The organism is Rhodoferax saidenbachensis (genome assembly GCF_031457975.1).
GTDB lineage: Bacteria > Pseudomonadota > Gammaproteobacteria > Burkholderiales > Burkholderiaceae_C > Allorhodoferax > Allorhodoferax saidenbachensis_A.
In genome coordinates this window covers 95510-119837 of the sequence record NZ_JAVDXO010000010.1, presented here as the reverse complement: position 1 = coordinate 119837, position 24328 = coordinate 95510, and the positions used below count along the sequence as shown (strand labels likewise).

The window sequence follows — 24328 nt, the reverse complement described above, 5'->3', positions numbered from 1 at the left end:
ACCACGTGGCTTCAGGCCACGCCTTCATTCCAATGCATTTTCTGGCGCAGGGTGTCAAAGTAGGTCCAGCCCTTGGGGTGCAAGAAGCGCACCCGGTGCTCCGACAGCGTCACCTCAATGCGGTCGCCGTGCATCAGGCTGGCCAGGCTCTGCATGTCAAAGTTGGCACTGGCATCGCGTCCTGCTACGATTTCGATAGCTATCCGCGCAGTGTTGGAGAGGACTATCGGCCGATTTGATAATGTATGTGGGGCAATCGGCACCATCACCCAGCCGGGAATGGCGGGGTGCAGCAACGGCCCGCCGGCTGACATGGAATAGGCCGTGGAGCCCGTGGGGGTGGCGATGATCAGGCCGTCCGCCCGCTGGTTGGACACAAAGTTGCCATCCACCTCCACGCGCAGCTCCACCATGCCGGAGGTGGCGCCGCGGTTCACCACCACATCGTTCATGGCCAGCGCCGAGAACACGCAGTGCCCGTCGCGCATCACACGGGCATGCATCAGGCTGCGGTCGTCCAGCTCGTAGTGGCCGGCCAGCATGGGCAGCAGGGTGGTTTTGTATTGCTCGAAGCGGATGTCGGTAATGAACCCCAGCCGCCCCTGGTTGATGCCGATCAGCGGCACCTTGTACTGCGCCAATTGGCGGCCTATGCCCAGCATGGTGCCGTCTCCGCCCACCACCAATGCCAGGTCGCAGCTGGCGCCAATGCCGGCTACGTCCATGGTGGTGTAGCCGGTCAGATCGGTGTTGGCGGCGGTGTTGGCCTCGATGACGATTTCGCAGCCCTGGTCCATCAGGAAATGGGCTATCGCATCCAGCGACTCGCGCGATGAGGCACCGACGGCGCGGGCCCCCGTGGATTGGTACTTGCCAATGAGCGCGACCTGTCGGAATTTGGACAACATCCGCAAATTAGACACCAAATAGATCACTAGAATGGACCGATGCTCGATGATCGTTCCAAGTTGTTGTTGAAAGCGCTGGTAGAGCGCTACATCGCCGATGGACAGCCCGTTGGCAGCCGCACTTTGTCCAAGGCCTCGGGCCTGGAGCTCTCGCCCGCCACCATCCGCAACGTCATGTCGGACCTGGAAGAGCTGGGCCTCATCGTCAGCCCCCACACCTCGGCTGGGCGCATCCCCACCGCGCGCGGCTACCGCCTCTTCGTGGACACCATGCTCACCGTGCAGCCCGGCCAGTTCCAGGCGCACAGCCTGGCGCCCGACCAGCCGCAGCGCGTGCTGTCCAATGCGGCCAACCTGCTGTCCAACCTGTCGCAGTTTGTGGGTGTGGTCATCTCGCCGCGCCGCACCTCGGCGTTTCGCCACATCGAGTTCTTGCGCCTGTCGGAGAAGCGCCTGCTGGTCATCATCGTCTCGCCCGATGGCGATGTGCAAAACCGCGTCATCTACACCGAGGTGGACTACGCCCAAAGCCAACTGGTGGAGGGCGCCAACTTCTTGAACACCCACTATGCCGGGCTGGAGATCGAAGAAGTGCGCAAGCGCCTGCAAAACGAGGTGGACAGCCTGCGCGGCGAGATTGCCACGCTGATGCAGGCCGCCGTGCACGCCAGCTCCGAGGCCATCAATGAGTCGCAAGACGAAGTGGTGATCTCGGGCGAACGCAACCTGCTCTCAGTGTCCGACTTTTCCAGCGACATGGGCCACCTGCGCCGCGCGTTTGATTTGTTCGAGCAAAAAGCCCAACTCATGCGCTTGCTGGACGTGACCGGCCAGGCCGAAGGCGTGCGCATCTTCATTGGCGGCGAGAGCCAGGTGGTACCGTTTGAAGACCTGTCCATCGTCAGCAGCCCGTACGAGGTGGACGGCAAGGTGGTGGGCACGCTGGGCGTCATCGGCCCCACACGCATGGCCTACGACCGCATGATCCAGATCGTGGACATCACCTCCAAGCTGGTGAGCAACGCGCTAAGCCACCACAAATAGGCCTGCGCGGCCCGGTACAATCATGGATTGGTTTGGGGCGTTAGCTCAGTTGGTTAGAGCAGAGGACTCATAATCCTTTGGTCCACGGTTCAAGTCCGTGACGCCCTACCAATTCATATGCCAGGCCCGCAGTTATCTGGACTGCGGGCTTTTCTGTTTCTGGAGGCTCTGTGGAACCGCAGCGGCCATAACCAAAATCTATATCCCCCCACCCCCAAAATCAATTGGACTGTGCGGCACCGCACGTTTTTCAATAGGGTTTCCTTTCACCATCTGGGCAGAGGAGGACGTGAAGGATGGAACCCCAAAGCATTCAAAGTCTTCCGCGCGAGGCCGGTGCAGGCCACAGCGCGGCGTATCGGTACCTGGAATCGCTGCTGAGCGAAGCCGGTATTCAGCTTGACGGCTCCCGACCCTGGGACATGCGGCTGCGCCGCGCGGGCGTGGCCGAGCGCATCCTGGCGCAGGGTAGCCTGGGGCTGGGCGAGTCGTACATGGACGGTTGGTGGGACTGTGACCACCTGGACCAGTTTTTTGACCGCCTGCTGCGCGCCGATATTCCTTCGCGTGTGCGGCTGTGGGCGGTGGCCTGGCACCACCTGCGGGCGCGCTGGTTTAACCTGCAGACGGAGGACCGCGCCTGGGAGGTGGGCCGCGCCCACTACGACCTGGGCAATGACTTTTACGCTGCCATGCTGGACCGGCGCATGACCTACACCTGCGCCTTCTGGCAAAACGCGGGCACGCTGGACGCAGCGCAGGAGCACAAGCTGGACCTGGTGTGCCGCAAGCTGGGCCTGGCGCCGGGCATGCGCGTGCTCGACATTGGCTGTGGCTGGGGCAGCTTCATGCAGTTTGCGGCCGAGCGCTATGGCGTGCAGTGCGTGGGTGTCACCATCTCGGCCGAGCAGATGGCGCTGGGACAGCAGCGTTGCGCGGGCTTGCCCATCGAATTTCGCCTGGCCGACTACCGTACGCTGAACGAGCGCTTTGACCGCATCGTGAGCATTGGCATGTTTGAGCATGTGGGCCACAAGAACTACGCCACCTACATGGATGTGGCGCAACGCTGTCTGGCGGACGATGGCCTGTTTTTGCTGCACACCATAGGCCGCAACGAGCACGGCCATGGCACCGACCCGTGGATGCACCGTTACATCTTCCCCAATGGCGAGCTGCCCACCGTTGCGCAGGTGGGGCGTGCCTGCGAAGACCGCTTTGTGATGGAAGACCTGCACAACTTTGGCGCCGACTACGACCGCACGCTGATGGCCTGGCACCACAACTTTGCCCAGGCCTGGCCGCGGTTTGCAAGCCAGCTGGACGAACGCTTCCGCCGCATGTGGCGCTACTACCTGCTGTGCTGCGCGGGCGCCTTCCGCGCGCGCGACATCCAGGTGTGGCAGTGGGTGCTGTCCAAGCCGGGGCGCTCTGGGGTGTACCCGCGGCTGGCGTCCTGATGGGGGTGTGCTGCAACGATGGCCCTCTAGAATGGCTCGCATCTATTAGGCCTCTGGGCAAGAAACACAAAAAGGGAGTTTCATGAAGGTGCTTCGCATAGTGGGTATTGCAGCCGCCGCGCTGCTGGGTTTGGTGGTATTGGCGGTGGGCGTGCTCTACGCCCTGTTTGACGGCGACAAGATCAAGGCCGAGATTAGCCGCACGGTGCTGGAGCAAAAACAGCGCACGCTGGTGATCGTGGGCCAGCCCAAGCTCTCGGTCTGGCCCAACCTGGGCATTCAGCTCAACGGGGTGACGTTGTCCGAGCACGCCAGCAAAACCGAATTCGCCGCGCTGGACTCGGCCCGTATTTCTGTGGCGCTGATGCCGCTGCTGAGCAAGCAGGTGCAGGTGAGTGCGCTGGATATAGAGGGCCTGAAGGTCACTCTGGTGAAGAAAAAAGACGGCACGCTGAACATTGCCGACCTGCTGGGCGAACCCACAGCGCCGGAGATCGGCAAGCCCGCAGAACCCGCCAAGCCAGCAGCCCCCCTGCAGGTGGACATTGACAGCATTCGCATTGCCAATGCCCAGCTCACCTGGCGCGACGAGAAGGCGGGCAGTACAACGGCGCTGTCGAACCTCAGCCTATCCACCGGCCATGTGCTGGCTGACACGGGCAAGAAGACTGCTGCAGTGGATAAGCTCAGTCTGTCGGCCAAGGGCCAGAGTGGTGCCGATGCGTTTGCGCTCACGCTGGACGCGCCCAAGCTGAGCCTGTCGCCTGAAAAGTCGGGTGGTGAGGCCATCACGCTCTCGGCCACGCTAAAGGGGGCGGACCGCAATGCGACGGTGAACCTGGTGCTGAACGGCGTGGAGGGCAATGCCGACGCGCTGAAGATTGCCAGCCTGGCACTGAAGCTGGATGCCAAGGCGGGCGATGCGGCCGTGAAGGGCCAGCTGAGTTCGCCCGTGGCGGTGAACGTGGCCGGGCAAAGTGTGGCGCTGGCCAAGCTGAGCGGCAGCTTGGACCTGGCCCACCCCAGCATGCCTATGAAGAGCGTGACCCTGCCCATCAACGGCAGCCTGAAGGTGGACGCGCAGCAGCAGACCGCAGCGCTGGAGCTGGCCACGCAGTTTGACGAATCCAAGATCGCCACCAGCGTGAAGGTGGCCAAGTTTGCGCCGCTGGTGCTGGCGTTTGACCTGGACGTGGACAAGCTGAACGTGGATAAATACCTGCCGCCCAAGCCCGCCCCCACCACGGTGGCCGCTAAAGAGGCGGCTGTGGCCAAAGAGGCGCCGATTGACCTGAGCGCGCTCAAGGGCCACACGGTGAACGGCACCATTCGCATCGGCGCGCTGCAGGTGTCCAACCTGAAGCTGGAAAAGATCAACGCCAAGCTGGCCCTGGCCGGTGGCAAGCTGGAGGTGGCGCCCTTGTCGCTGAACCTGTACGAGGGCAGCACCAGTGGTAGCCTGTCGGTGAACGCCAATGGCAACGCGGTGGCCATCAAGCAAGCCCTGGTGGGCGTGAGCATCAACCCGTTGATGAAAGACCTGGTGGCCAAGGACCTGCTGGAAGGCCGCGGCAATGTGACGCTGGACGTCAGCACCCATGGCGACACGGTCACGGCGATGAAGAAGGCGCTGGGCGGCAGCGCATCGCTGGCGCTCAAAGATGGCGCCATCAAGGGCATCAACCTGGCGCAGAGCCTGCGCGACCTGAAAGCCAAGCTGGGTCAGGCGGACAGCACGCAAGCCGCCAACGCGAGCCAGAAGACCGACTTCTCGGAGCTGACCGGCAGCTTCAAGATTGCCAATGGCGTGGCCCACAACGAGGACCTGGCGATGAAGTCCCCCTTCATCCGCCTGGGCGGCGCGGGCGACATTGACGTGGGCGTCGGCCAGATGAACTACCTGGCCAAGGCCGCGGTGGTGGCCAGCGGCGAAGGCCAGGGCGGCAAGGATTTGGGCGACCTCAAAGGACTGACCGTGCCCGTGCGCCTGACTGGCCCCTTTGAAGCTCTGAGCTACAAGATCGAATTCGGCGCCATGCTGGAAGACGCCACCAAGGCCAAGGTGGAAGAGAAGAAGCAGGAGATCAAGGCCAAGGCCGAAGAGGCCGTGAAGGACAAGGCCAAGGACTTGTTCAAGGGCTTGCTGGGCAAGTAAGCCGATTGGTGGATTGCGCAGTGCGCTCCTGTTTTAGGAGCTGCTTGCGCAATGTCTACGGGGGCTAGAGGCTAATTTGGCTTAATTCTTCCCCGTGCGCTCGCGCTCAGCCAGGTGGCCGCGGCAACTGGTGTTGATCACCCGCAACTCGGCCAGCGTGGCGTCAATCTGGGCGCGCTTTTTTTCCAGGTCGGCAATTTCGGCATCGGTACGGGCTATGACGTACTGCAGCTGCTGGGTGCGGCCTTCGCCGTGGTCGCCATACAAATCCAGGTAGCGTTTGATCTCGGCCAGCGGTGAGCCAATGGCCTTGGCACGCAGGATGAGCGTCAGCCGTGCGCGGTCACGCCGGGTGTAGACGCGCGCGCCGTTGACCCGGCGGGGCGCCAACAGGCCCTTGTCTTCATAAAAGCGCAGCGCGCGCAGCGTGATGCCGAACTCCCGGCACAACTCGGTGATCCCGAACAGCTCGGCCGTGCCCTCGTCGCGGTGGGAGGCGACAAACGCCTGCGCGTCTGCCACCGCTGCGTCGGTGGCCACGGGCTCAAATGACACGTTGCAGGCGCATGGCTACGCCCATGTCGCCGCTGACCTTGAGCTTGCCGGCCATGAAGCCGGTGGCGGGCTCCAGGTCGCCGTCGATGAGTGCCTTCAGGTTCTCCAGCGTGATGCCCACAGTGCAGTCGGCGTCGGTGTTGTCGTTGCCCACGCTGTTGGGCGTGCTGGCACCGTCGATCACGATGACGCCGTCGGCGCCCATGTCGAACTTCAGGGTGGCGTTGAGGCCACTGTCGGCGCCCACTTTGGCGCGGATGGCTTCGGTTGCAGAGGCGAGGGACATGGCGTTTCCTTATGCAGGTTGGAGAAAGGGGTTCGGGCTGGATGGTATCCGGGCAGCATACCGTAAAGCATAGTGAAAATACCTATACGGCAACAGATTGACGTTAACGTCACCATGGCCTCTAATGCCGCAAGACGTTTGAAGGACCCGTTGCCATGCCCGCTCTCCGCTCGAAGATCAACCCCCGCTCGGCCAGCTTTGCGGCCAACGCCCAGCGCATGGCCGAGCTGCTGGGCGAGGTGCAGCGCCTGGAGGGGCTGGTGATTGCCGAGTCCGAGTCCAAGCGCGAAAAGTTTGAGAAGCGCAACCAGCTGCTGCCACGTGAACGCGTGGCCCGCCTGCTGGACCGCGGCAGCCCTTTTCTGGAGCTGAGCCGCCTGGCCGGGCTGAACATGCACGACGACGATGGCAAGAAGGCCGTGCTGGGTGGTGGCTCTATCGTCGGCATTGGCGTGGTGGCGGGGCGGCGCTGTCTTATCTCCGCCAGCGACAGCGCGGTGAAGGGTGGCACTGTGGCGCCCATGGGCCTGAAGAAGGCACTGCGCGCGCAGGAGATTGCGCTGGAGAACAAGCTGCCCGTCATCTACCTCGTGGAGAGCGGTGGCGCCAACCTCATGTACCAGGCCGAGATTTTTGTGGAAGGCGGGCGCAGCTTTGCCAACCAGGCGCGCATGTCGGCCGCAGGCATTCCGCAGATCGCGGTGGTGCACGGCTCGTCCACGGCGGGCGGCGCCTATCTGCCTGGCCTGTCGGACTACGTGGTGCTGGTGCGCGGGCGCAGCAGCATTTACCTGGCGGGTCCGCCGCTGGTGAAGGCCGCTATGGGCGAAGACTGCACGGACGACGAGCTGGGCGGCGCCGAAATGCACGCCCAGGTTACCGGCCTGGGCGAGTATCTGACCGAGGACGACGCCCACGCCATCGCCATGACGCGCGAGCTCATGGACAAGCTGAACTGGGACACCGCGCCCACGGCCGCACCGTTCGCCGCGCCGCTGTTTGACGAGCAGGAACTCATGGGCATCGTCCCTGCCGACGAGCGTGAGCCCTATGACGTGCGCGAGGTGATTGCACGCCTGGTGGATGGCTCGGACTTTCTGGAATTCAAGGCCAGTTACGCGCCCGAGATGATGTGTGGCCACGCGCGCATGGAGGGGCGGCTGGTGGGCATCCTGGGCAACAACGGGCCGATTCAACCCGCTGGCTCCACCAAGGCGGCGCAGTTCATCCAGCTGTGTGACCAGAGCGGCACACCGCTGATTTTTTTGCAGAACACCACGGGCTATATGGTGGGCTCGGTGGCAGAGCGCGGCGGCGCCATCAAGCACGGCAGCAAGATGATCCAGGCTGTGGCCAATGCTCGCGTGCCCAAATTCACCGTCGTGCTGGGTGGCTCCTTTGGTGCGGGCAACTACGGCATGTGCGGGCGCGGCTTTGATCCGCGTTTCATCTTCAGCTGGCCCACGGCGCGCACCGCGGTGATGGGCGGTGCGCAAGCGGCCAAGGTCATGGACATCGTGAACCGCGCCAAGGTGGAGCGCATGGGTGCCGAGGTGAATGAAGACGCCCTCAAGGCCATGTCCGACGGCCTGCGCCTGCGGCTGGACAAAGAGAGTGCGGCCCTGTTTGGCACCGCCCGCCTGTGGGACGACGGAATCATCGATCCGCGCGACACGCGCCGCCTGTTGGGCCTGTGCCTGGCGCTGGCCGCCGAGGCCGACCAGCGCACGCTGCGCGCCAACACCTTTGGTGTGGCGCGCTTCTGATCACTCCCCCTAAAAATGACCCGAGAAGACATCCATGAAATTCACCCCTGAACACACCCAGATCTCTGACACGGTGCGCAAGTTCGTCGCCAACGAGATCAACCCCTTCACCGCCGAATGGGAAAAGGCCGGCATCTTCCCGGCGCACGAACTCTTCAAGAAGATGGGCGACCTGGGCCTCTTGGGTATCAAGTACCCCACAGAGTTTGGCGGCATGGGGCTGGACTTCAGCTATTCCATGGTGTCGGCCGAGGCGCTGGGCGACTGCAATGTGGGCGGTGTGCCCATGGCCATTGGCGTGCAGACCGATATGTGCACGCCCGCACTGGCCCGTTTTGGCAGCGATGAGCTGCGCGCCATGTATCTGGCCCCCGCCATTGCGGGTGACATGGTGGGCTGCATTGGGGTGAGCGAGGCGGGCGGAGGCTCCGACGTGGCCGCACTCAAGACCACGGCGCGCAAGGATGGAGGCGACTACGTCATCAACGGCTCCAAGATGTGGATCACCAATGGCATGCAGGCCGACTGGTGCTGCCTGCTGGCCAACACGAGCGAAGGCGCGGTGCACAAGAACAAGTCGCTCATCATTGTGCCCATGGACGCGCCCGGCATCACACGCCAGAAGATCGAAAAGATCGGCATGCACAGCAGCGACACGGCGCAGCTGTTCTTTGACAACGTGCGCGTGCCGCAGCGCAACCTCATCGGCCAGGAAGGCATGGGCTTCACGCTGCAGATGCTGCAGTTCCAGGAAGAGCGCTTGTATGGCGCCGCCGGCAGCTTGCGTTCGCTGGACAACCTGATCGACCAGACCATTGCCTACACGCGCGAGCGCAAAACCTTTGGCCAGCCGATTCTGAACAACCAGGTGGTGCACTTCCGCCTGGCCGAGTTGCGCACCGAGGTGGAGTGCCTTCGTGCGCTGACTTACCGCGCGGTGGAGTCGTATATAGGTGGCAAGGACGTGACCAAGCTGGCATCCATGGCCAAGCTCAAGGCCGGGCGGCTCTCGCGGGAAGTGGCAGATTCGTGTTTGCAATATTGGGGCGGCATGGGCTTCACGGCGGACAACCCCATCTCGCAGGCCTACCGCGACAGTCGCCTCATCTCGATCGGTGGCGGCGCCGACGAGATCATGCTGGGCATCATCTGCAAGCTCGAAGGTACGTTGCCGGGAAAGGCCTGAGCCCAGGGGTACGCCATGCAACACGCCATCGATGCTATGCAATTAGGAGCTGTTCGCGCAGTGTCCACGGGAGCTAGCCTGCATATTTACTTGAATAGACCCGAGGTGCGCAACGCGATGTCGCAACAGATGGTGGCTGAGCTGCAGCAGGTGCTGCACGCGGCGGAGGCCACGGCGGGCGGGCCGGACGCGGTGCGCGTGGTGGTGCTGCGCGGCGAGGGCGGGCACTTCAGCGCCGGGGCCGACTTGAAAGACATGGCCGGTGCACGCATGCGCGCCATGCAACGCGCAGAAGGTGCGCCCGACCCGATTGCGGAGGTGAACGCCGCCTTTGGCCACCTGTGCGCGGCCTATGCCAACACCCCGTTGGCCGTGGTGGCGGTGCTGGAGGGCACAGTCATGGGCGGCGGCTTTGGCCTGGCCTGTGTGGCCGACGTGGCGATTGCCAGCGACACCGCGGCCTTCCGTTTGCCCGAGACCTCGCTGGGTGTGGTGCCTGCGCAGATTGCGCCTTTTTTGGTGGAGCGCCTGGGCTATTCGCAGGCCAAGCGCCTGGCCGTCACCGGTGGCCGGCTTGATGCGGCGGGCGCACTCGCCGTGGGGCTGGTGCATGAAGTGACAAGCAGCGAAGGCATAGCCACCGCGTTGGACAAGGTGCTAACCGACATCCTGGCCTGCGCACCCGGCGCACTGGCTGCCACCAAGGCGCTGATGTGCAAGGCACGCTTTACCGCTGCGGCTGATTTGGTAGATGAAGCCGCCGACATCTTCTCCCGCGCCGCTCAAGGCCCCGAGGGGCAAGAGGGCATGGCCGCCTTTATCCAGAAACGCAAACCCACGTGGGCCGTGACATGAGCTTCTCCAAAATCCTGATCGCCAATCGCGGAGAGATTGCTTGCCGTGTGATTCGTACTGCGCGCAAGCTGGGCTACGCCACCGTGGCCGTGTACAGCGATGTCGACCGCGACGCACCGCATGTGGCTCTGGCCGACGAGGCCGTCTATATCGGACCTTCGCCCGCCGCGCAGTCCTATCTGAAGATCGACGCGATTCTGGACGCCGCGCGCAAAACGGGTGCTGATGCGCTGCATCCTGGCTATGGCTTCCTCAGCGAGAACGCCGCGTTTGCGCAGGCCTGCGCCGATGCGGGCGTGGTGTTCATTGGTCCACCTGCCAGCGCCATCACAGCCATGGGCGACAAGGCCCTGGCCAAACGTCGCATGCTGGAAGCGGGTGTGCCGTGTGCGCCCGGCTACTTGGGCGGGGACCAGAGCGACGTGGCATTGACAGCCGAGGCCAAGAAGCTGGGCTACCCGTTGCTAGTGAAAGCCGTAGCCGGTGGCGGCGGGCGTGGCATGCGTCTGGTACGCAGCGATGCCGAGTTGCAGCAGGGCATTGATGGCGCACGCCGTGAAGCGACCAGCGCGTTTGGCGATGGCACGCTGATGTTGGAGCGGTTGATCGACAACGGTCGCCACATCGAGATCCAGGTATTTGCCGACGCGCATGGCAATGCGGTCTACCTGGGCGAGCGTGATTGCACCGCCCAGCGCCGCCGCCAGAAGGTGATTGAAGAAGCACCGTCGCCCGTGGTCAGCCCCGCGATGCGTGCTGCCATGGGTCAGGACGCCGTGGCCGCTGCACTGGCCGTGGGTTACCGGGGCGCGGGCACGGTGGAGTTCATCGTCGATGACAAGCGCAACCACTACTTTCTGGAGATGAACACGCGCCTGCAGGTGGAGCACCCGGTGACCGAATGCGTCACCGGCTATGACCTGGTGGAGTGGCAGCTGCAGGTAGCAGCCGGCGATGTGCTGCCCGCGAGGCAGGAAGACATCACGCTGACAGGTCACGCCATCGAGGCACGCCTGTATGTGGAAGACCCCTACACCGGCTTTGCACCACAGACCGGCACCGTGGCCTGGTGGCAGCCTGAGCGGGCCTTGTACGACGGCGTCCGTATTGATGACGGTATTCGCCAGGGTAGTGTGATCTCGTCCTTCTACGACCCCATGGTCGCCAAGATCATCGTGCATGGCCGCGACCGGGACGATGCTATCCGCCGTCTGCGTGCCGCGCTGGCCAACACGCCCTTGCTGGGCCTGAAGAACAACGGCCGCTTCCTGAGCGACTTGGTGGACCACCCGGCCTTCCGCAAAGCCGAGATGACCACCACGCTGATCGACCAGTGGCTGGAGCAGGGTGAGCCGCTGTTGCAGGCGCCTATGGCTAGCGATGCAGCCTGGACGGTGGCGGCCGTGGCATCGGCGATGCAGCATGGCAAAGATCCCGCGGAAGGCTGGCGCGCCAACAGCGTGGCAGCCTACGGCTTTCAGCTGCAGACGGGTGACATGGTGCGTGCGGTGCGCGTGCTGCCAGACCGCCAAGGTGCGGTGGCAGTCACGATGGATGGGCACACCACATTTGCACGCGTGCTGCAGTTTGCCGAAGGAGTGCTGCGGCTCGAAATCACCGGCGTTGCGCAGACCGCCATCGCGGTGTTTGTAGGCGCCGACTTGCACCTCGCCCACGCAGGCCACTGCCATGTGTTTACCGAGGTGTCAGCTTTCCCGAATGCCGATGCACTCAAGGACGCGAGCCGTGCCCGCTCCCCGGTAGCGGGCAAGGTCACCCAGGTGCTAGTGGTACCGGGCGACGAGGTGCAGGAGGGCCAGCAGCTTGTTTGCGTGGAAGCCATGAAGATGGAAATGTGGCTGTGTGCCGAAAACGCGGGCACGGTGAAGGCCGTGCACGCCAAGGCGGGCGACCAGGTGGAATCCGGTGCACTGTTGGTTGAACTTGAGATCAAGAAGGACGCATGATGGACAAAGCCATACTCACCTGCGCGCTGACCGGCGTGCTCACCAACCCCAAGCAGCATCCCGTGCCTGTCACCCCGGCGCAAATGGCCGCCGAGGCGCGCGACGCCTTCAACGCCGGGGCCAGCATCATGCACATCCACATGCGCAGCCAGGAAGAAGGCATGGGCCACATGCCCTCGTGGGACCCAGATGTGGCCGAAAGCATCGTCAACGCCATCCGCGAAGCCTGTCCCGGCGTCATCATCAACCTGACCACGGGTGTGGTGGGCAAGGACATCAGCGGCCCGCTCGCCTGCATCCGCCGCGTCAAGCCCGAGATCGCGGCCTGCAATGCAGGCAGCCTGAACTACCTCAAGCTCAAGGAGGACGGCAGCTGGGCCTGGCCGCCCATGGTGTTCGACAACCCGGTGGCCAAGGTGCAGCAGTTTCTCGACGTGATGGAGGAGGCGGGCACGCACCCCGAGTTTGAGTGTTTTGACGTGGGCATCGTGCGCTCGGTCACCATGTACCTGAAGAACGGCATGCTCAAGCCCGCCATGGGCCGGGCCGAGTACAACCTGGTGATGGGCGTGGCCTCCGGCATGCCGTGCGATGCGGATCTGCTGTCGCTGCTGCCCAAGTACATGGCCGCGGACAGCGTCTGGCAGACCACGCTGATCGGCCGCACCGAGATCTGGCCCGTGCACCAGAAGACGGCCGAGCTGGGCGGCATGTTGCGCACAGGTCTGGAAGACACCTTCTATTTGCCCAACGGTGAGCGTGCAGCAGGCAACGGCGCGCTCATTACCGAACTGGCAATCTGCGCCCAGCGTGCGGGCCGTGCCATCGCCAGCCCGACGGAGGCGCGCAGTGTGCTGGGCCTGCGCAGCGCGTAAACTTGGGGGCTAGCGCCCCCGGGAAGCGGGGTTGCAAAAGTTTCTACGGGTTTTCCAGAAAGCCCAAAAAACTTCGTGCTAGAATACGAAGCTTAGCGGCTGTAGCTCAGTTGGATAGAGTACTTGGCTACGAACCAAGGGGTCGTGGGTTCAATTCCTGCCAGCCGCACCAAACGTGAAACCCTAGAACAGCAATGTTCTAGGGTTTTTTCGTTTCTGCACATTGTGTGCGCCGCCGCACAGTCTGATCCTTGTCGAAGCGCTAGGCTGGGGTACGTTCCGTTCAGGTAAGCCCCCATGACCCCTTCCTCTGCGCCGCAGCCCGCCATACCCAGCGACTCTCTCAGCGCCGTGTTGGGTCAGGCGGAGCATGTGCAGGCGTTGGTAGACGAGAGCGCCTTGGCGTTGTCCACCCTCAATTCCGTGTTGGGACAGCAAAGTGCGCAGGCCCAGTCCCAAGAGGTCAAGCAGGCCCTGGCGCAGAGCCAAGCCGTGGAAGAAAAGGTGCAAGACGCGTCGGACAAGTTGGTTCTGGTCACCCAGGCGCTGGAAGGCGAGATCAAGGAGCGCAAGGCCCTCGATGCGGAGCTGGCTTTGGTCACCCAGCAGGAAGAAGTGGCGCGCTACGCGGCCCTGCACGACTCTCTGACGGGGTTGCCGAACCGCACACTTTTCAACGACCGCCTGGAGCATAGCTTGGCACAGGCGCGGCGGCACGACTTGGCGTTGGCCGTCATGTTTCTGGACCTCGATGGCTTCAAGCAAGTCAATGACACTTATGGACACGATGTGGGCGATGTGGTGTTGAAGACGATCGCAGAGCGACTTAAGGAAAACACGCGGAATGACGACACCGTCAGTCGGCTGGGTGGCGATGAGTTTTTGTACCTGTTGATGGGGGCAGCAGATGAGCAGACCGTTGCCAATCTCGCCCAAAAAACCATCCATCGGGTCCAGCTTCCATGCCAGCTCAGTACCGGCAACATCAGTGTGCTGACGAGTATTGGTATTTCACTGTTTCCCAGAAACGGGGTAACAGCGGATGCACTCATCAAAGAGGCAGATGCCGCGATGTATGCGGCCAAGCGTGACCGCACGGGCTACGCATTTGCCAAGTAACAGGGCATGGATCCGTCGCAATGCACAGGCTGTCATCGATAGAATGAAACCAGCCGCGGAGTGCCGTGGATTGCATTGAACGGAATCATGAGCAAGGCCTTTACCAAAGAGTCTGACACGGGCACCGACGACGAGGAGCTGCAACTGCCTGCGCTGCCGTCGGGTGGCAAAAACTACATCACCCCCCAAGGCTATGCCGTACTGCGCGACGAGTTACTCGACCTGATCGACAACGAGCGCCCCAAGATCGTGGAAGTAGTGCACTGGGCGGCCAGCAATGGTGACCGCTCCGAGAATGGCGACTACCTGTATGGCAAAAAGCGCTTGCGCGAGATTGACCGCCGCATCCGCTTTTTGACCAAGCGCCTGGAAATTGCCGAAGTAACCGACCCCACCGTGCACCATGGCAACGACCAGGTGTTCTTTGGCGCCACGGTTACGTATGTGGATGACCAGGACGTGGAGCGCACCGTCACTATCAAAGGCATTGACGAGGCCAACAGCGCGTTGGGTGAGGTGAGCTGGATCTCCCCCGTCGCCCGCACCCTGCTCAAGGCGCGCGTAGGCGATGAACTCAAGCTGGTGATGCCCGACCGCGTGGGCGACATTGAGGTGCTGCGGGTGGTCTACCCGGCACCTGCATCCAGCTAACTGTTGTTGGTTGCTGTGTTGCTGCTGCGTTCTGCGCGCAATACCGAGGGCGTACGGCGCAGGTTGCGCAATGCGGTCTCCAGGTGCGCCGTATCGCGCACGGCCACCAAAAACCGCAAGTCCGAGGCGTCCTGCACGCCGTCCTGCCCCATGTCGATGTGCAGGATGTCGGCCTCGGCCGATGCTAACGCTGCAGCCACTTTGGCCAGCACGCCCTTGCCATTGTTCACGGTCACCACCACGCCGGTTTTAAACGGGCGGATCGGCTCATCGGACCATTCCACGCCAATGAAGCGCTCACTGTCCTTGTTCTGCAGCTTGCGCGCCACCTGGCACTCTTCCCGGTGCACCACCAAGCCCTCGCCACGGCCCAAATAGCCAACGATGGCATCACCGGGGATGGGGCGGCAGCAGGGCGCAAACTGCACCGAAGCATTTTCGCTGCCATCCAGTGTGATGGAGCCCAGCGAGGTGGATTCGTGCGCTGTGAAGCGCTCGCGCGTGAGCAGCAGCGCGTCGGGGCGCTCTCCGGTGTCGGCCAGCAGGGTTACCAGGCGCTTGGCCACGATATTGGCAATGCGTTTGCCCAGGCCGATATCGGTTAGCAGCTCCTCGCGTGTCCTGTTACCGGTGAAGCGCAGCAGCTTGTCCCACAGCGCGCTGTAGCTGGGGTCGTCATCGGGGAAGCCTTCGATGCCTTCGGCGCGCAGGGCCTGGGTCAGCAGCTTGCTGCCCAGGCTTTCGGACTCCGTTTGCGCCATCGTCTTGAGGTGGTGGCGGATCTTGGAACGTGCACGCCCCGTACGCACAAAGCCCAGCCAGGCCGGGTTGGGTGTGGACACTGGGGCTGTGACTACCTCCACCACATCGCCGTTCTTTAGCTCGGTGCGCAGAGGCACCTGTTCGCCATTGATGCGCGCGGCCGTCGTGCGATCGCCCACATTGCTGTGGATGGCGTAGGCAAAGTCCACCACCGTAGCACCGCGGGGCAACGCCATGATCTGGCTCTTGGGGGTGAACACATAGACCGCGTCGGGAAACAGGTCCACTTTCACGTGGTCCCAGAACTCGGCCGCATCGCGTGTTTCGTCCTGAATGTCCAGCAGGGACTGCAGCCACTTGGTGCCCAGGCGGTCGTTCGACGCATCTTCGGGGTTGTTGACCTTGTACAGCCAGTGGGCGGCTACGCCCGATTCGGCCACCACGTGCATGGCCTCGGTACGCATCTGGAATTCCACGTTGATGCCGGCCGGGCCGACCAGCGTGGTGTGCAGCGACTGGTAGCCATTGACCTTGGCAATGGCAATGTGGTCCTTGAACTTGCCGGGCACAGGCTTGTAGAGCTGGTGCAGCAGGCCCAGAGCCGTGTAGCAGTCGGTCACATTGGGTACCAGCACCCGGAAGCCGTAAATGTCGGTGACTTGGGCAAAGCTCAAGTGCTTGTCATCCATTTTCTTGTAGATGGAGTACAGCGTCTTCTCGCGGCCCGCGATGCGCACCGGCATGTTGGCGGTGGCAAACACGGTCTCGACTTCTTTTTGCACCTTCTGGATCAGGTCGCGCCGGCGGCTGCGCGCCTTGGCCACGGCCTTGGCCAAAATGGAATAGCGCCAAGGCCGTAGGTGGCGAAACGAGAGATCCTGCAGCTCGCGGTAGGTCTGATTCAGGCCTAGGCGGTGGGCAATGGGGGCGTAAATGTCCAGCGTCTCGGAGGCAATGCGCCCCCACTTGGCACGCGGCATGTCCGACAGTGTGCGCATATTGTGCGAACGGTCGGCCAGCTTGATCAGGATGACACGCACATCGCGCGCCATGGCCAACAGCATCTTGCGGAAGGACTCGGCCTGGTTTTCTTCGCGGGTGTTGAACTGCAGCTTGTCCAGCTTGGTCAGGCCATCCACCAGCTCGGCCACGGGGGAGCCAAATTTCTCGATCAACTCGGTCTTGGTGACACCGCAGTCTTCGATGGCATCGTGTAGCAGGGCGGACATCAGGGCCTGCGCATCGAGTTTCCATTCGGCGCATTGGGCGGCCACGGCAATCGGGTGGGTGATGTAGGGCTCACCGTTGTTGCGCATCTGGCCCAGGTGGGCCTCGTCGGCAAACCGGTAGGCCAGGCGCACCTGTTCCACGTCGCTGGGGCTCAGGTAGTCCAGCTTGGCCGTTAGTCCGGCAAAACTGGCAGCTACTGCGTTGGCAGCCGCGGCGGGGGATGTGAGATGTGGAGTGCTACCCATGGCGTAAATGTAGCGTGCAGATCAGAGCGCTGCTGTACAGACGAAAAAAAGCACCGCAAGCGGTGCTTTTTTGAAGGAGCGAAAGCTCAGAGAGGCACTTTTTTCAGCATCTCGATGCCGATTTTGCCAGCGGCGATTTCGCGCAGGGCAGTCACGCCAGGCTTGTTCTTGCTTTCGATCTTGGCAGTGTGGCCTTGGCTCAGCATGCGCGCACGGTAGGTGGCTGCCAGAACCAGTTGGAAGCGATTGGGGATCTGCTCGAGGCAGTCTTCAACAGTGATGCGGGCCATGGAAATCTCCGGGAAAACTACAGGATGTTCAGCGCTTGGAATGTCTCGGCACGGGCGCGGCGCTGTGCCGAAATCTTGAGCCGCTGAGAGTGGACGATGGCTTTCAGGTCAAAAAGCGCACGGTCGAATAACTCATTGATTATAACGAAGTCGAATTTCGCGACCTGGGCGACCTCGATCTGGGCGTTTTTCATGCGCATGTCGATCACCTCGGGCGAGTCCTCGCCGCGGCGTTCCAGCCGTGAGCGCAGCTCTTCCCAACTGGGGGGCAGGATGAAGATGCAGATGGCATTGGCAAACACATTTTTGATCTGCACCGCACCCTGGAAGTCGATTTCCAGGATCACGTCTGCGCCCTGAGCCATGCGGTCTTCAATGGCCTTTTTCGAGGTGCCGTAGCGCTGGCTGTGCACATGGGCCCACTCGACAAAGGCATCGCCAGCCACCATGGCGTCAAACTCTGGCTGGGAGACGAAGAAGTACTCGCGACCATGTTTTTCCTGGCCGCGCGGTGGGCGCGTGGTGTGCGATACCGAGGGCTGCAGCCGCGAATCCAGCTCCAGCAGCGCCTTGCACAGGCTGGACTTACCCGCCCCGCTGGGGGCTGCGACGACAAAGAGATTTCCGGGGTAGTCCATTGACATTGGCTCCGATAAAGCGGGTGGCTGAAGTCGCCTTATTCTAAGTTCTGAACCTGCTCGCGCATTTGCTCGATCAACACCTTCATGTCCACCGAGATATGCGTCAGCTCCAGTGCCGCTGATTTTGAGCCCATGGTGTTGGCCTCGCGGTGCAGCTCCTGGATCAAAAAGTCCAGCCGTTTGCCGATCTCACCGCCTTTTTTGATCAGGCGCTCCAGCTCGTCCAGGTGAGAGTTCACGCGGGTGATTTCTTCTGCCACATCGATGCGGATGGCAAAAGCGGTGGCCTCGGTCAGTGCGCGGTCTTGGGCCGCTTCGGGCAGGGTGGCGCCATCGGTCAGGGCCATGGCCTCTTTCCAGCGCTCCATAAAGCGTATGCGCTGCTGCTCCACCAGCTTGGGCACCAGCGGACCGGCCTGTTCGGCCAGGGTGCGCAGCTGGGTGATGTGGCTCAGCAGCATGGTGGCTAGGCGAGCACCTTCGCGCTGGCGGGCGGTCAGCAGTTCCTTCAGCGTTTTTTCTGCCAGCGGCATCACATCGGCGCTCCAGTCGCGCTGGCTGCCTTGCTCGGCGGCGGCCAGGCGGATCACGTCGGCCACGCTGAGCGGGTTGGCGTTGGGCAGCCACGCGCGGATGCTGTCTTGCGCGGCGTTCAGGCGTTGCAGCAGCTTGGGCGTGGGGTCGGGGATATTGCTGGCACTGGTCGTTTCCACCGAGGCGCGTACTTCAATCTTGCCGCGTTTGAGCTTGGCGCCCAGCAGTTCGCGCAGGGCCGGTTCGAATTGACGCAGGTCCTCGGGCAGGCGGAACGTGAGGTCCAGGAAGCGGCTGTTGACCGAGCGGATCTCCAACCCGAGCTGGGTGATGGGCTGGTTTTTGGGCTCGCTTTCCGAGGCGCTGGTGGCTGTGCTGTGCTGGGCACTGGCATAGCCAGTCATGCTGTAAACTGGCATCACGGGTTCTCGCTGCGTTGAAACGGCCCCGAGAATAACCCGGTTCCCATGCAACCGACGAGCCCATACCCCGCAATTTATGTCAAAGGTCAAGCCAGCGCCCCTTCCCCCCGAGACCATCATTGGCGGCTATCGCATCATTCGCAAGGTTGCCGCCGGGGGATTTGGGCTGGTGTACTTGGCGCTCGATTCGGAAGGCCAGCAGGTGGCCGTCAAGGAATACCTGCCGTCGTCGCTGGCCAGCCGCGCACCGGGCGAGCTGTTGCCCCAGGTCCAGCCCGAAAAACTCTCGCTGTACCGCCTGGGCCTGAAAAGCTTTTTTGAAGAAGGCCGTTCGCTGGCACAAATTTCCCACCCTTCGGTGGTGAGCGTGCTGAACTTCTTTCGTGAGAACGAAACCGTCTACATGGTGATGAACTACCTGGAGGGCGCAGCCCTGCAGGACTTCATCGTCACCGCGCGCGACCTGAAGAAGAGCAAGGTGTTCCGCGAATCCACCATCCGCTCGCTGTTTGACGAGATCCTGCGCGGGCTGCGTATCGTGCACCAGCACAAGATGCTGCACTTGGACATTAAACCGGCCAACATTTTTATTACCGACGACAACCGCTCGGTTCTCATCGACTTTGGCGCCGCGCGCGAAGTGCTGAGCAAAGAAGGCAACTTCATCCGTCCCATGTACACGCCCGGCTTTGCCGCCCCCGAGATGTACCGGCGCGATGCCTCCATGGGCCCATGGACCGATATCTACGCCATTGGCGCCTGTATCTACGCCTGCATGCAGGGCTACCCGCCCAATGAGGCACCGCAGCGCCTGGAAAAAGACCGGATCACCACGGCGCTGGCGCGCCTGCGCGGCGTGTACTCTGACAACCTGATTGAGGTGGTGGAGTGGTGCATGTCGCTGGACCCGTTGTCGCGTCCGCAGTCGGTGTTCGCCTTGCAGAAGGAGTTGTCCCGCGAGGGCGAGCGCCGTTACACCAAGCTCACCGTGGGCGAGAAAGTGCGCATGCAGTTTGACTCCATGGTGGCCGACACCAAGAAAACAGTCCAGGGCGCCGTGGCCGCCTCGGGCAAACCCAAATGAAATTTTCTGTCTTCCAGATCAGCCGCAAGGGCGGCCGCGAAAAAAACGAAGACCGCATGGGGTATTGCTATACCAAGTCGTCGGGCCTGTTTTTGCTGGCCGACGGCATGGGTGGGCACCCTGAGGGCGAGGTCGCCGCGCAGATGGCCTTGCAGGTCATCTCTGCGCTGTATCAAAAGGAAGCCTCGCCCGAGATTGAGGACGTGAATGCGTTCTTTCACCGTGCGGTGATGGCCGCGCACCGGCAAATTCTGCGTTATGCGGCTGAGAAGCACCTGGCCGATACACCGCGCACGACGCTGGTGGCAGCTGTGGTGCAGCACGGTTCTGCGCACTGGGTGCACTGTGGCGATTCGCGCCTGTACTTTGTGCGCCAGGGCGAACTGCTGGCCCGCACGCGGGACCATTCGTACATGGAGCAGCGCGAAGGCGAGGAACGCCCTTTGGCGTCTGCGGCCGCGGTGTTCAACCGCAACGTGCTCTACACCTGCCTGGGGTCACCGACCAAACCCGTGTTTGACATCACCGGCCCGGTGCCGCTGCAGCAGGGCGACCGCATGATGCTGTGTTCCGACGGACTCTGGGGCACGGTGGATGATTCCAACATCGTCTACCAGATGGCGCAGAAGCCCGTGCCTGTGGCGGCCCCCGATCTGGTGGAAATGGCGCTGGTCAATGGCGGTCCGCATTGCGACAACGTGACCTTGATCGCCATGGAGTGGGAAACCCCTGACAGCTTCGAATCCACGCGCGGCAGCATCTCCACCGACAACATCGAGGACGGTGTGTTTGCCTCTACAGTGCAGGCCGGCTGGCTGGACTCCGATGTCGACGACCTGGACGATGCGGCCATCGAACGCTCCATTGCCGAAATCAACGAGGCGATTCGCCGTTCCGCTGCACGCAAGGCCTGAGGCCTGCGCTGCGGCATTGCCATTTCCTGAAGGACTGCCATGACTGATTTCGTTCGCAGCGGTGCGCGCGCAGCCAACGCTTTGCGCCCGGTGCGCATTACCCGCCACTACACCATGCACGCCGAAGGCTCGGTGCTTATCGAGTTTGGCAACACCAAGGTGCTCTGCACCGCGTCGGTGGAAGAGCGCGTGCCGCCGCACAAGCGTGGCAGTGGTGAAGGCTGGGTGACCGCTGAGTACGGCATGTTGCCGCGCGCCACCCACAGCCGCAACGACCGTGAAGCTGCCAAAGGCAAGCAAAGCGGGCGCACGCAGGAAATCCAGCGCCTCATTGGCCGCTCGCTACGCGCCATCTTTGATTTGAAGAAGCTGGGCGAACGCACCATCCAGCTGGACTGCGATGTGATCCAGGCCGACGGCGGTACCCGCACGGCCGCCATCACCGGGGCCTTTGTGGCGGCGCAGGATGCGGTGAACGGCTTGCTGAAGGCCGGCAAGATCGCCGAGTCACCGATCACTGCCGCTGTGGCCGCCATCAGCGTGGGTATCGTGCAGGGCACGCCGCTGCTGGATCTGGAATACACCGAAGACTCGGCCTGCGACACCGACATGAATGTGGTGATGACGGGTGCCGGCCACTTTGTGGAAGTGCAGGGCACGGCCGAAGGCGTGGCGTTCACCCGCGCCGAGATGGACCAACTGCTGGGCCTGGCGGAAAAAGGCGTCACCGAGTTGATGGCGTTGCAGCAGCAAGCACTATCAAATGAATAGCTGCTTGCGCAATAGTGACGGGGGCTAGAGGCGAATTTCATGAAAATTGTTCTCGCATCCAACAACCAGGGCAAGCTGGTCGAACTGCAGGCCATGTTTGGCGCGCTGGGCTGCACGCTGGTGCGCCAGGGTGACTTGGGCGTGCCCGAGGCACCTGAGCCCTACCGCACCTTTGTGGAAAACGCGCTGACCAAGGCACGCAATGCGGCGCAGCACACCGGTTTGCCCGCGTTGGCAGACGATGCGGGCCTGTGCATAGACGCCTTTGGTGGTTTGCCGGGCGTGGACACGGCCTACTACGCCACCCAGCACGGCTATGCCAAGGGCGACGACAACAACGTCACCGCTCTACTGGAGCAGATGCAGGGCATTGAGAACCGCCGCGCGGCCATGGTCAGCACGCTAGTGGCGGTGCGCTCGCCCGAAGACCCCGAGCCGTTGATTGCGGTGGGCCGTGTGGTGGGTGAGGTGGCGCGGGAGCGGCTGGGCTCCAACGGCTTTGGTTTTGACCCGGTGATGTGGATTCCCGAGTTTGGCCAAACCTTTGCCCAACTGCCCGTGGAAGTAAAAAACGCCCACAGCCACCGTGGCCGTGCGGCGCAGGCCATGGTAGCGCTGATCCGCAGCAACTGGCTGGGGGCCTGAGCGGCCATGATCCCCATCACGCCGGTCAATGAGGGTGCTGCAGAAGCCGCCGTACAGCATGACATCCAGCACTACATGCGCCCCGGCACGTTGCAACTGGCTGCGCTGCCGCCTCTGTCGCTGTATGTGCATCTGCCCTGGTGCCTGAAGAAATGCCCGTATTGCGACTTCAACTCCCATGAGCAGAGTGCGCAAGGCCTGCCGGAGCAGCGCTACATCGATGCCGTGATTGCCGACCTGGAAGCCGCGCTACCGCTGATCTGGGGTCGCACGGTGCACAGTATTTTCATTGGGGGCGGCACGCCCAGCCTGTTCTCGCCGCAGTCCATCGATCGCTTGCTGGCCGACATCCGAGCCCGTCTGCGGTTGGAGGCCAACTGCGAGATCACCATGGAGGCCAACCCCGGCACGTTTGAGAAGGACCGTTTCAAGGCCTTCCGCAGTGCCGGTGTCACCCGCCTGTCCATCGGCGTGCAGAGTTTCAACGACGACCACCTGAGGGCCCTGGGCCGGGTACATGACCGTGCCCAGGCCCTGGCCGCGGTCGAAGAGGCGGCACAGTCCTTCGGTACCTTCAATCTGGACATCATGTATGCGCTGCCCGGCCAGACGCTGGAGCAACTCGACGCCGATGTGAAGCTCGCACTGCAGTTCGCGCCGCCGCACATCTCCATCTACCACCTGACCATCGAGCCCAACACCTACTTCGCCAAGTTCCCGCCGCAGATTCCCGAGGACGACACGGCCTACGCCATGCTGGACCACATCACCGAGCTGACGGGGGTGGCGGGACTGGAGCGCTACGAGGTGTCGGCCTACGCCAGGCCCGCGCACCGCTGTTTTCACAACCTCAACTACTGGCAGTTTGGCGACTATCTGGGCATTGGCGCAGGTGCCCACAGCAAGCTCAGTTTTGCCCACCGCGTGGTGCGCCAGGTGCGGTTTCGCGACCCGGCGCGCTACATGCAGCAGGCGCTGGCCGGCAACGCACTGGCGCAGGACAACGAGGTGGCGCGCGCCGACCTGCCGTTTGAGTACATGCTCAACGCGCTGCGCCTGCGCAATGGTTTTGGTCTGCGCGACTTTACCGAGCGAACCGGTCTGGCCATCACGGCCATCGAGGCGGGCCTGCAGGAAGCCGAGCGCAAGGGCCTGATCGAACGCGACTTTGCGCGCGTGCGGCCTACGGTGCGGGGCTTTGACTTTTTGAGTGACTTGCAGGAACTTTTCCTGCAAGAATAGGCCCCACGCTGCGGCAAGGCAACACAAGGGGAACGCCATGTTTTCGGTCTACGGCACGGCAGGGCGGGTATTTCGCGGCACGCTGGAAGAACTGCGGCGCGTGGGCGCCACCACTGGTTTGGCACGCACGCGCAGCGTTGCCCCCATCGAACAGGACGCGCAGGACCACGGCCCCTCCCACTTTGGCGACCTGCTGGCCGCACCGCCCGCAGAGCCCCCCACCGACCTCGCCCACCGCAGTGCATTGGCCGCCTACGAAGAGGTGCGCAAACCGGAGCTGCCACGCCAGCCGCTGACGCGGGTAGATGCCATCATGAGCGCCAAAGTGGTCACCGTGCCCGACAGTTTCAACGTAGAGCAAGCCTGGGCGCTGCTGGGCCAGCATGGCATTGGGCAGGCGCCTGTGGTCTCTGTAGCTGGGGTGCTGGTGGGGTTACTGTCACGGGCCGAGCTGATGCGCCCGGACCGCCTGCCCAAGGCCGACAGCCACCCACTGGTGTGGCGGGCGCTGCTGGCACAAAGCGTGGTGGACTTGATGTGGACGCCCGTGCCCAGCGTGGCCGAGGACACCGATATCCGCCGCGTGGCGCGCGTACTGTTGGACACCGGCTTGCCTGGCCTGCCCGTGGTGGATGAGCAAGGCATGGTGACCGGGTTTGTCTCGCGCTCCGACATCCTGCGTGCCGTGGTGGCCGACCCGCCGTTGGACCTGTGGACCTGA

Annotated in this window: 23 protein-coding genes and 2 tRNA genes; 18 read left to right on the top strand and 7 right to left on the bottom strand. The window is 62.9% G+C overall.

The genetic code is table 11. The features are described from left to right. Positions 1–11 precede the first annotated feature (11 nt). Positions 12–908 carry an NAD kinase gene (locus tag J2X15_RS18105; protein WP_310345514.1) on the bottom strand — a complete coding sequence of 299 codons (897 nt, stop codon included), beginning with the start codon at positions 906–908 and terminating at the stop codon, positions 12–14. Positions 909–947: 39 nt separating this feature from the next. On the opposite strand from J2X15_RS18105, the gene hrcA reads away from it, so the two are divergent. From hrcA to J2X15_RS18085, 4 genes are all read left to right on the top strand, one after another. Continuing rightward, on the top strand, positions 948–1952 hold the full coding sequence (hrcA, locus tag J2X15_RS18100; RefSeq protein WP_105261210.1) for a heat-inducible transcriptional repressor HrcA: 1005 nt from the start codon (positions 948–950) through the stop codon (positions 1950–1952). A gap of 34 nt (positions 1953–1986) precedes the next feature. Next, positions 1987–2063 (top strand) — tRNA-Ile (locus J2X15_RS18095). A 185-nt stretch (positions 2064–2248) separates the two neighbouring features. Next, complete coding sequence (gene cfa / locus J2X15_RS18090; RefSeq protein WP_310345508.1) at positions 2249–3412, top strand: cyclopropane fatty acyl phospholipid synthase; 1164 nt, start codon at positions 2249–2251, stop codon at positions 3410–3412. Between the two features lie 82 nt (positions 3413–3494). Beyond that, positions 3495–5567 carry an AsmA family protein gene (locus J2X15_RS18085; protein ID WP_310345505.1) on the top strand — a complete coding sequence of 691 codons (2073 nt, stop codon included), beginning with the start codon at positions 3495–3497 and terminating at the stop codon, positions 5565–5567. Between the two features lie 81 nt (positions 5568–5648). Here the strand turns inward: J2X15_RS18085 and J2X15_RS18080 are convergent, their stop codons facing one another. Then, positions 5649–6107 (bottom strand): MerR family transcriptional regulator, encoded by a 459-nt coding sequence (locus J2X15_RS18080; RefSeq protein ID WP_310345502.1) that lies wholly within the window; start codon positions 6105–6107, stop codon positions 5649–5651. A 4-nt stretch (positions 6108–6111) separates the two neighbouring features. Further along, the gene (locus J2X15_RS18075; protein ID WP_310345500.1) at positions 6112–6408 is read right to left on the bottom strand and encodes an SCP2 sterol-binding domain-containing protein; all 297 of its coding nucleotides are present in this window, start codon (positions 6406–6408) and stop codon (positions 6112–6114) included. 155 nt (positions 6409–6563) lie between these two features. Between J2X15_RS18075 and J2X15_RS18070 the strand changes: the two genes are divergently transcribed. The 8 genes from J2X15_RS18070 (at position 6564) to greB (ending at position 14827) form a co-directional block, all read left to right on the top strand. After that, positions 6564–8174 carry an acyl-CoA carboxylase subunit beta gene (locus J2X15_RS18070; protein ID WP_310345497.1) on the top strand — a complete coding sequence of 537 codons (1611 nt, stop codon included), beginning with the start codon at positions 6564–6566 and terminating at the stop codon, positions 8172–8174. A 34-nt stretch (positions 8175–8208) separates the two neighbouring features. Beyond that, entirely contained in the window at positions 8209–9360 is a 1152-nt protein-coding gene (locus tag J2X15_RS18065; RefSeq protein ID WP_310345494.1) for an acyl-CoA dehydrogenase family protein, read from the top strand. 15 nt (positions 9361–9375) lie between these two features. Further along, positions 9376–10215, top strand: a complete 840-nt coding sequence (locus tag J2X15_RS18060) for an enoyl-CoA hydratase/isomerase family protein (protein WP_310345491.1) — start codon at positions 9376–9378, stop codon at positions 10213–10215. Next, the gene (locus J2X15_RS18055) at positions 10212–12182 is read left to right on the top strand and encodes an acetyl/propionyl/methylcrotonyl-CoA carboxylase subunit alpha (protein ID WP_310345489.1); all 1971 of its coding nucleotides are present in this window, start codon (positions 10212–10214) and stop codon (positions 12180–12182) included. The genes J2X15_RS18060 and J2X15_RS18055 overlap by 4 nt, the downstream gene beginning before the upstream one ends. Then, on the top strand, positions 12179–13057 hold the full coding sequence (locus J2X15_RS18050) for a beta-keto acid cleavage family enzyme (protein WP_310345487.1): 879 nt from the start codon (positions 12179–12181) through the stop codon (positions 13055–13057). Before J2X15_RS18055 ends, J2X15_RS18050 begins: the two co-directional genes overlap by 4 nt. A gap of 95 nt (positions 13058–13152) precedes the next feature. After that, a tRNA-Arg gene (locus J2X15_RS18045) sits at positions 13153–13229 on the top strand. A gap of 125 nt (positions 13230–13354) precedes the next feature. Continuing rightward, entirely contained in the window at positions 13355–14176 is an 822-nt protein-coding gene (locus J2X15_RS18040) for a diguanylate cyclase domain-containing protein (RefSeq protein ID WP_310345484.1), read from the top strand. Between the two features lie 87 nt (positions 14177–14263). Continuing rightward, on the top strand, positions 14264–14827 hold the full coding sequence (greB, locus tag J2X15_RS18035; protein ID WP_310345480.1) for a transcription elongation factor GreB: 564 nt from the start codon (positions 14264–14266) through the stop codon (positions 14825–14827). Here greB and J2X15_RS18030 read toward each other — a convergent pair. The 4 genes from J2X15_RS18030 to J2X15_RS18015 form a co-directional block, all read right to left on the bottom strand. Further along, positions 14824–17064, bottom strand: a complete 2241-nt coding sequence (locus J2X15_RS18030; protein WP_310345476.1) for a RelA/SpoT family protein — start codon at positions 17062–17064, stop codon at positions 14824–14826. The two genes, greB and J2X15_RS18030, sit on opposite strands and share 4 nt — an antisense overlap. An 86-nt stretch (positions 17065–17150) precedes the next feature. Next, positions 17151–17354 (bottom strand): DNA-directed RNA polymerase subunit omega, encoded by a 204-nt coding sequence (rpoZ, locus tag J2X15_RS18025; RefSeq protein WP_310345473.1) that lies wholly within the window; start codon positions 17352–17354, stop codon positions 17151–17153. Positions 17355–17371: 17 nt separating this feature from the next. Continuing rightward, positions 17372–17992 carry a guanylate kinase gene (gmk, locus tag J2X15_RS18020; protein WP_310345470.1) on the bottom strand — a complete coding sequence of 207 codons (621 nt, stop codon included), beginning with the start codon at positions 17990–17992 and terminating at the stop codon, positions 17372–17374. 38 nt (positions 17993–18030) lie between these two features. Then, complete coding sequence (locus J2X15_RS18015; protein ID WP_310345467.1) at positions 18031–18948, bottom strand: YicC/YloC family endoribonuclease; 918 nt, start codon at positions 18946–18948, stop codon at positions 18031–18033. 79 nt (positions 18949–19027) lie between these two features. Between J2X15_RS18015 and J2X15_RS18010 the strand changes: the two genes are divergently transcribed. The 6 genes from J2X15_RS18010 to J2X15_RS17985 are packed head-to-tail and all read left to right on the top strand — an operon-like array spanning position 19028 to position 24328. Further along, positions 19028–20035: a serine/threonine protein kinase gene (locus tag J2X15_RS18010; RefSeq protein ID WP_310345464.1), complete on the top strand. Its 1008-nt coding sequence runs from the start codon at positions 19028–19030 to the stop codon at positions 20033–20035. After that, positions 20032–20949, top strand: a complete 918-nt coding sequence (locus tag J2X15_RS18005; protein ID WP_310345459.1) for a PP2C family protein-serine/threonine phosphatase — start codon at positions 20032–20034, stop codon at positions 20947–20949. Before J2X15_RS18010 ends, J2X15_RS18005 begins: the two co-directional genes overlap by 4 nt. A gap of 39 nt (positions 20950–20988) precedes the next feature. Then, positions 20989–21720: a ribonuclease PH gene (gene rph / locus J2X15_RS18000; protein ID WP_310345457.1), complete on the top strand. Its 732-nt coding sequence runs from the start codon at positions 20989–20991 to the stop codon at positions 21718–21720. A 39-nt stretch (positions 21721–21759) separates the two neighbouring features. Then, complete coding sequence (gene rdgB / locus J2X15_RS17995) at positions 21760–22365, top strand: RdgB/HAM1 family non-canonical purine NTP pyrophosphatase (RefSeq protein ID WP_310345455.1); 606 nt, start codon at positions 21760–21762, stop codon at positions 22363–22365. Positions 22366–22371: 6 nt separating this feature from the next. Continuing rightward, positions 22372–23607 carry a radical SAM family heme chaperone HemW gene (gene hemW, locus J2X15_RS17990; RefSeq protein WP_310345454.1) on the top strand — a complete coding sequence of 412 codons (1236 nt, stop codon included), beginning with the start codon at positions 22372–22374 and terminating at the stop codon, positions 23605–23607. A 37-nt stretch (positions 23608–23644) separates the two neighbouring features. Further along, the gene (locus tag J2X15_RS17985) at positions 23645–24328 is read left to right on the top strand and encodes a CBS domain-containing protein (protein WP_310345451.1); all 684 of its coding nucleotides are present in this window, start codon (positions 23645–23647) and stop codon (positions 24326–24328) included.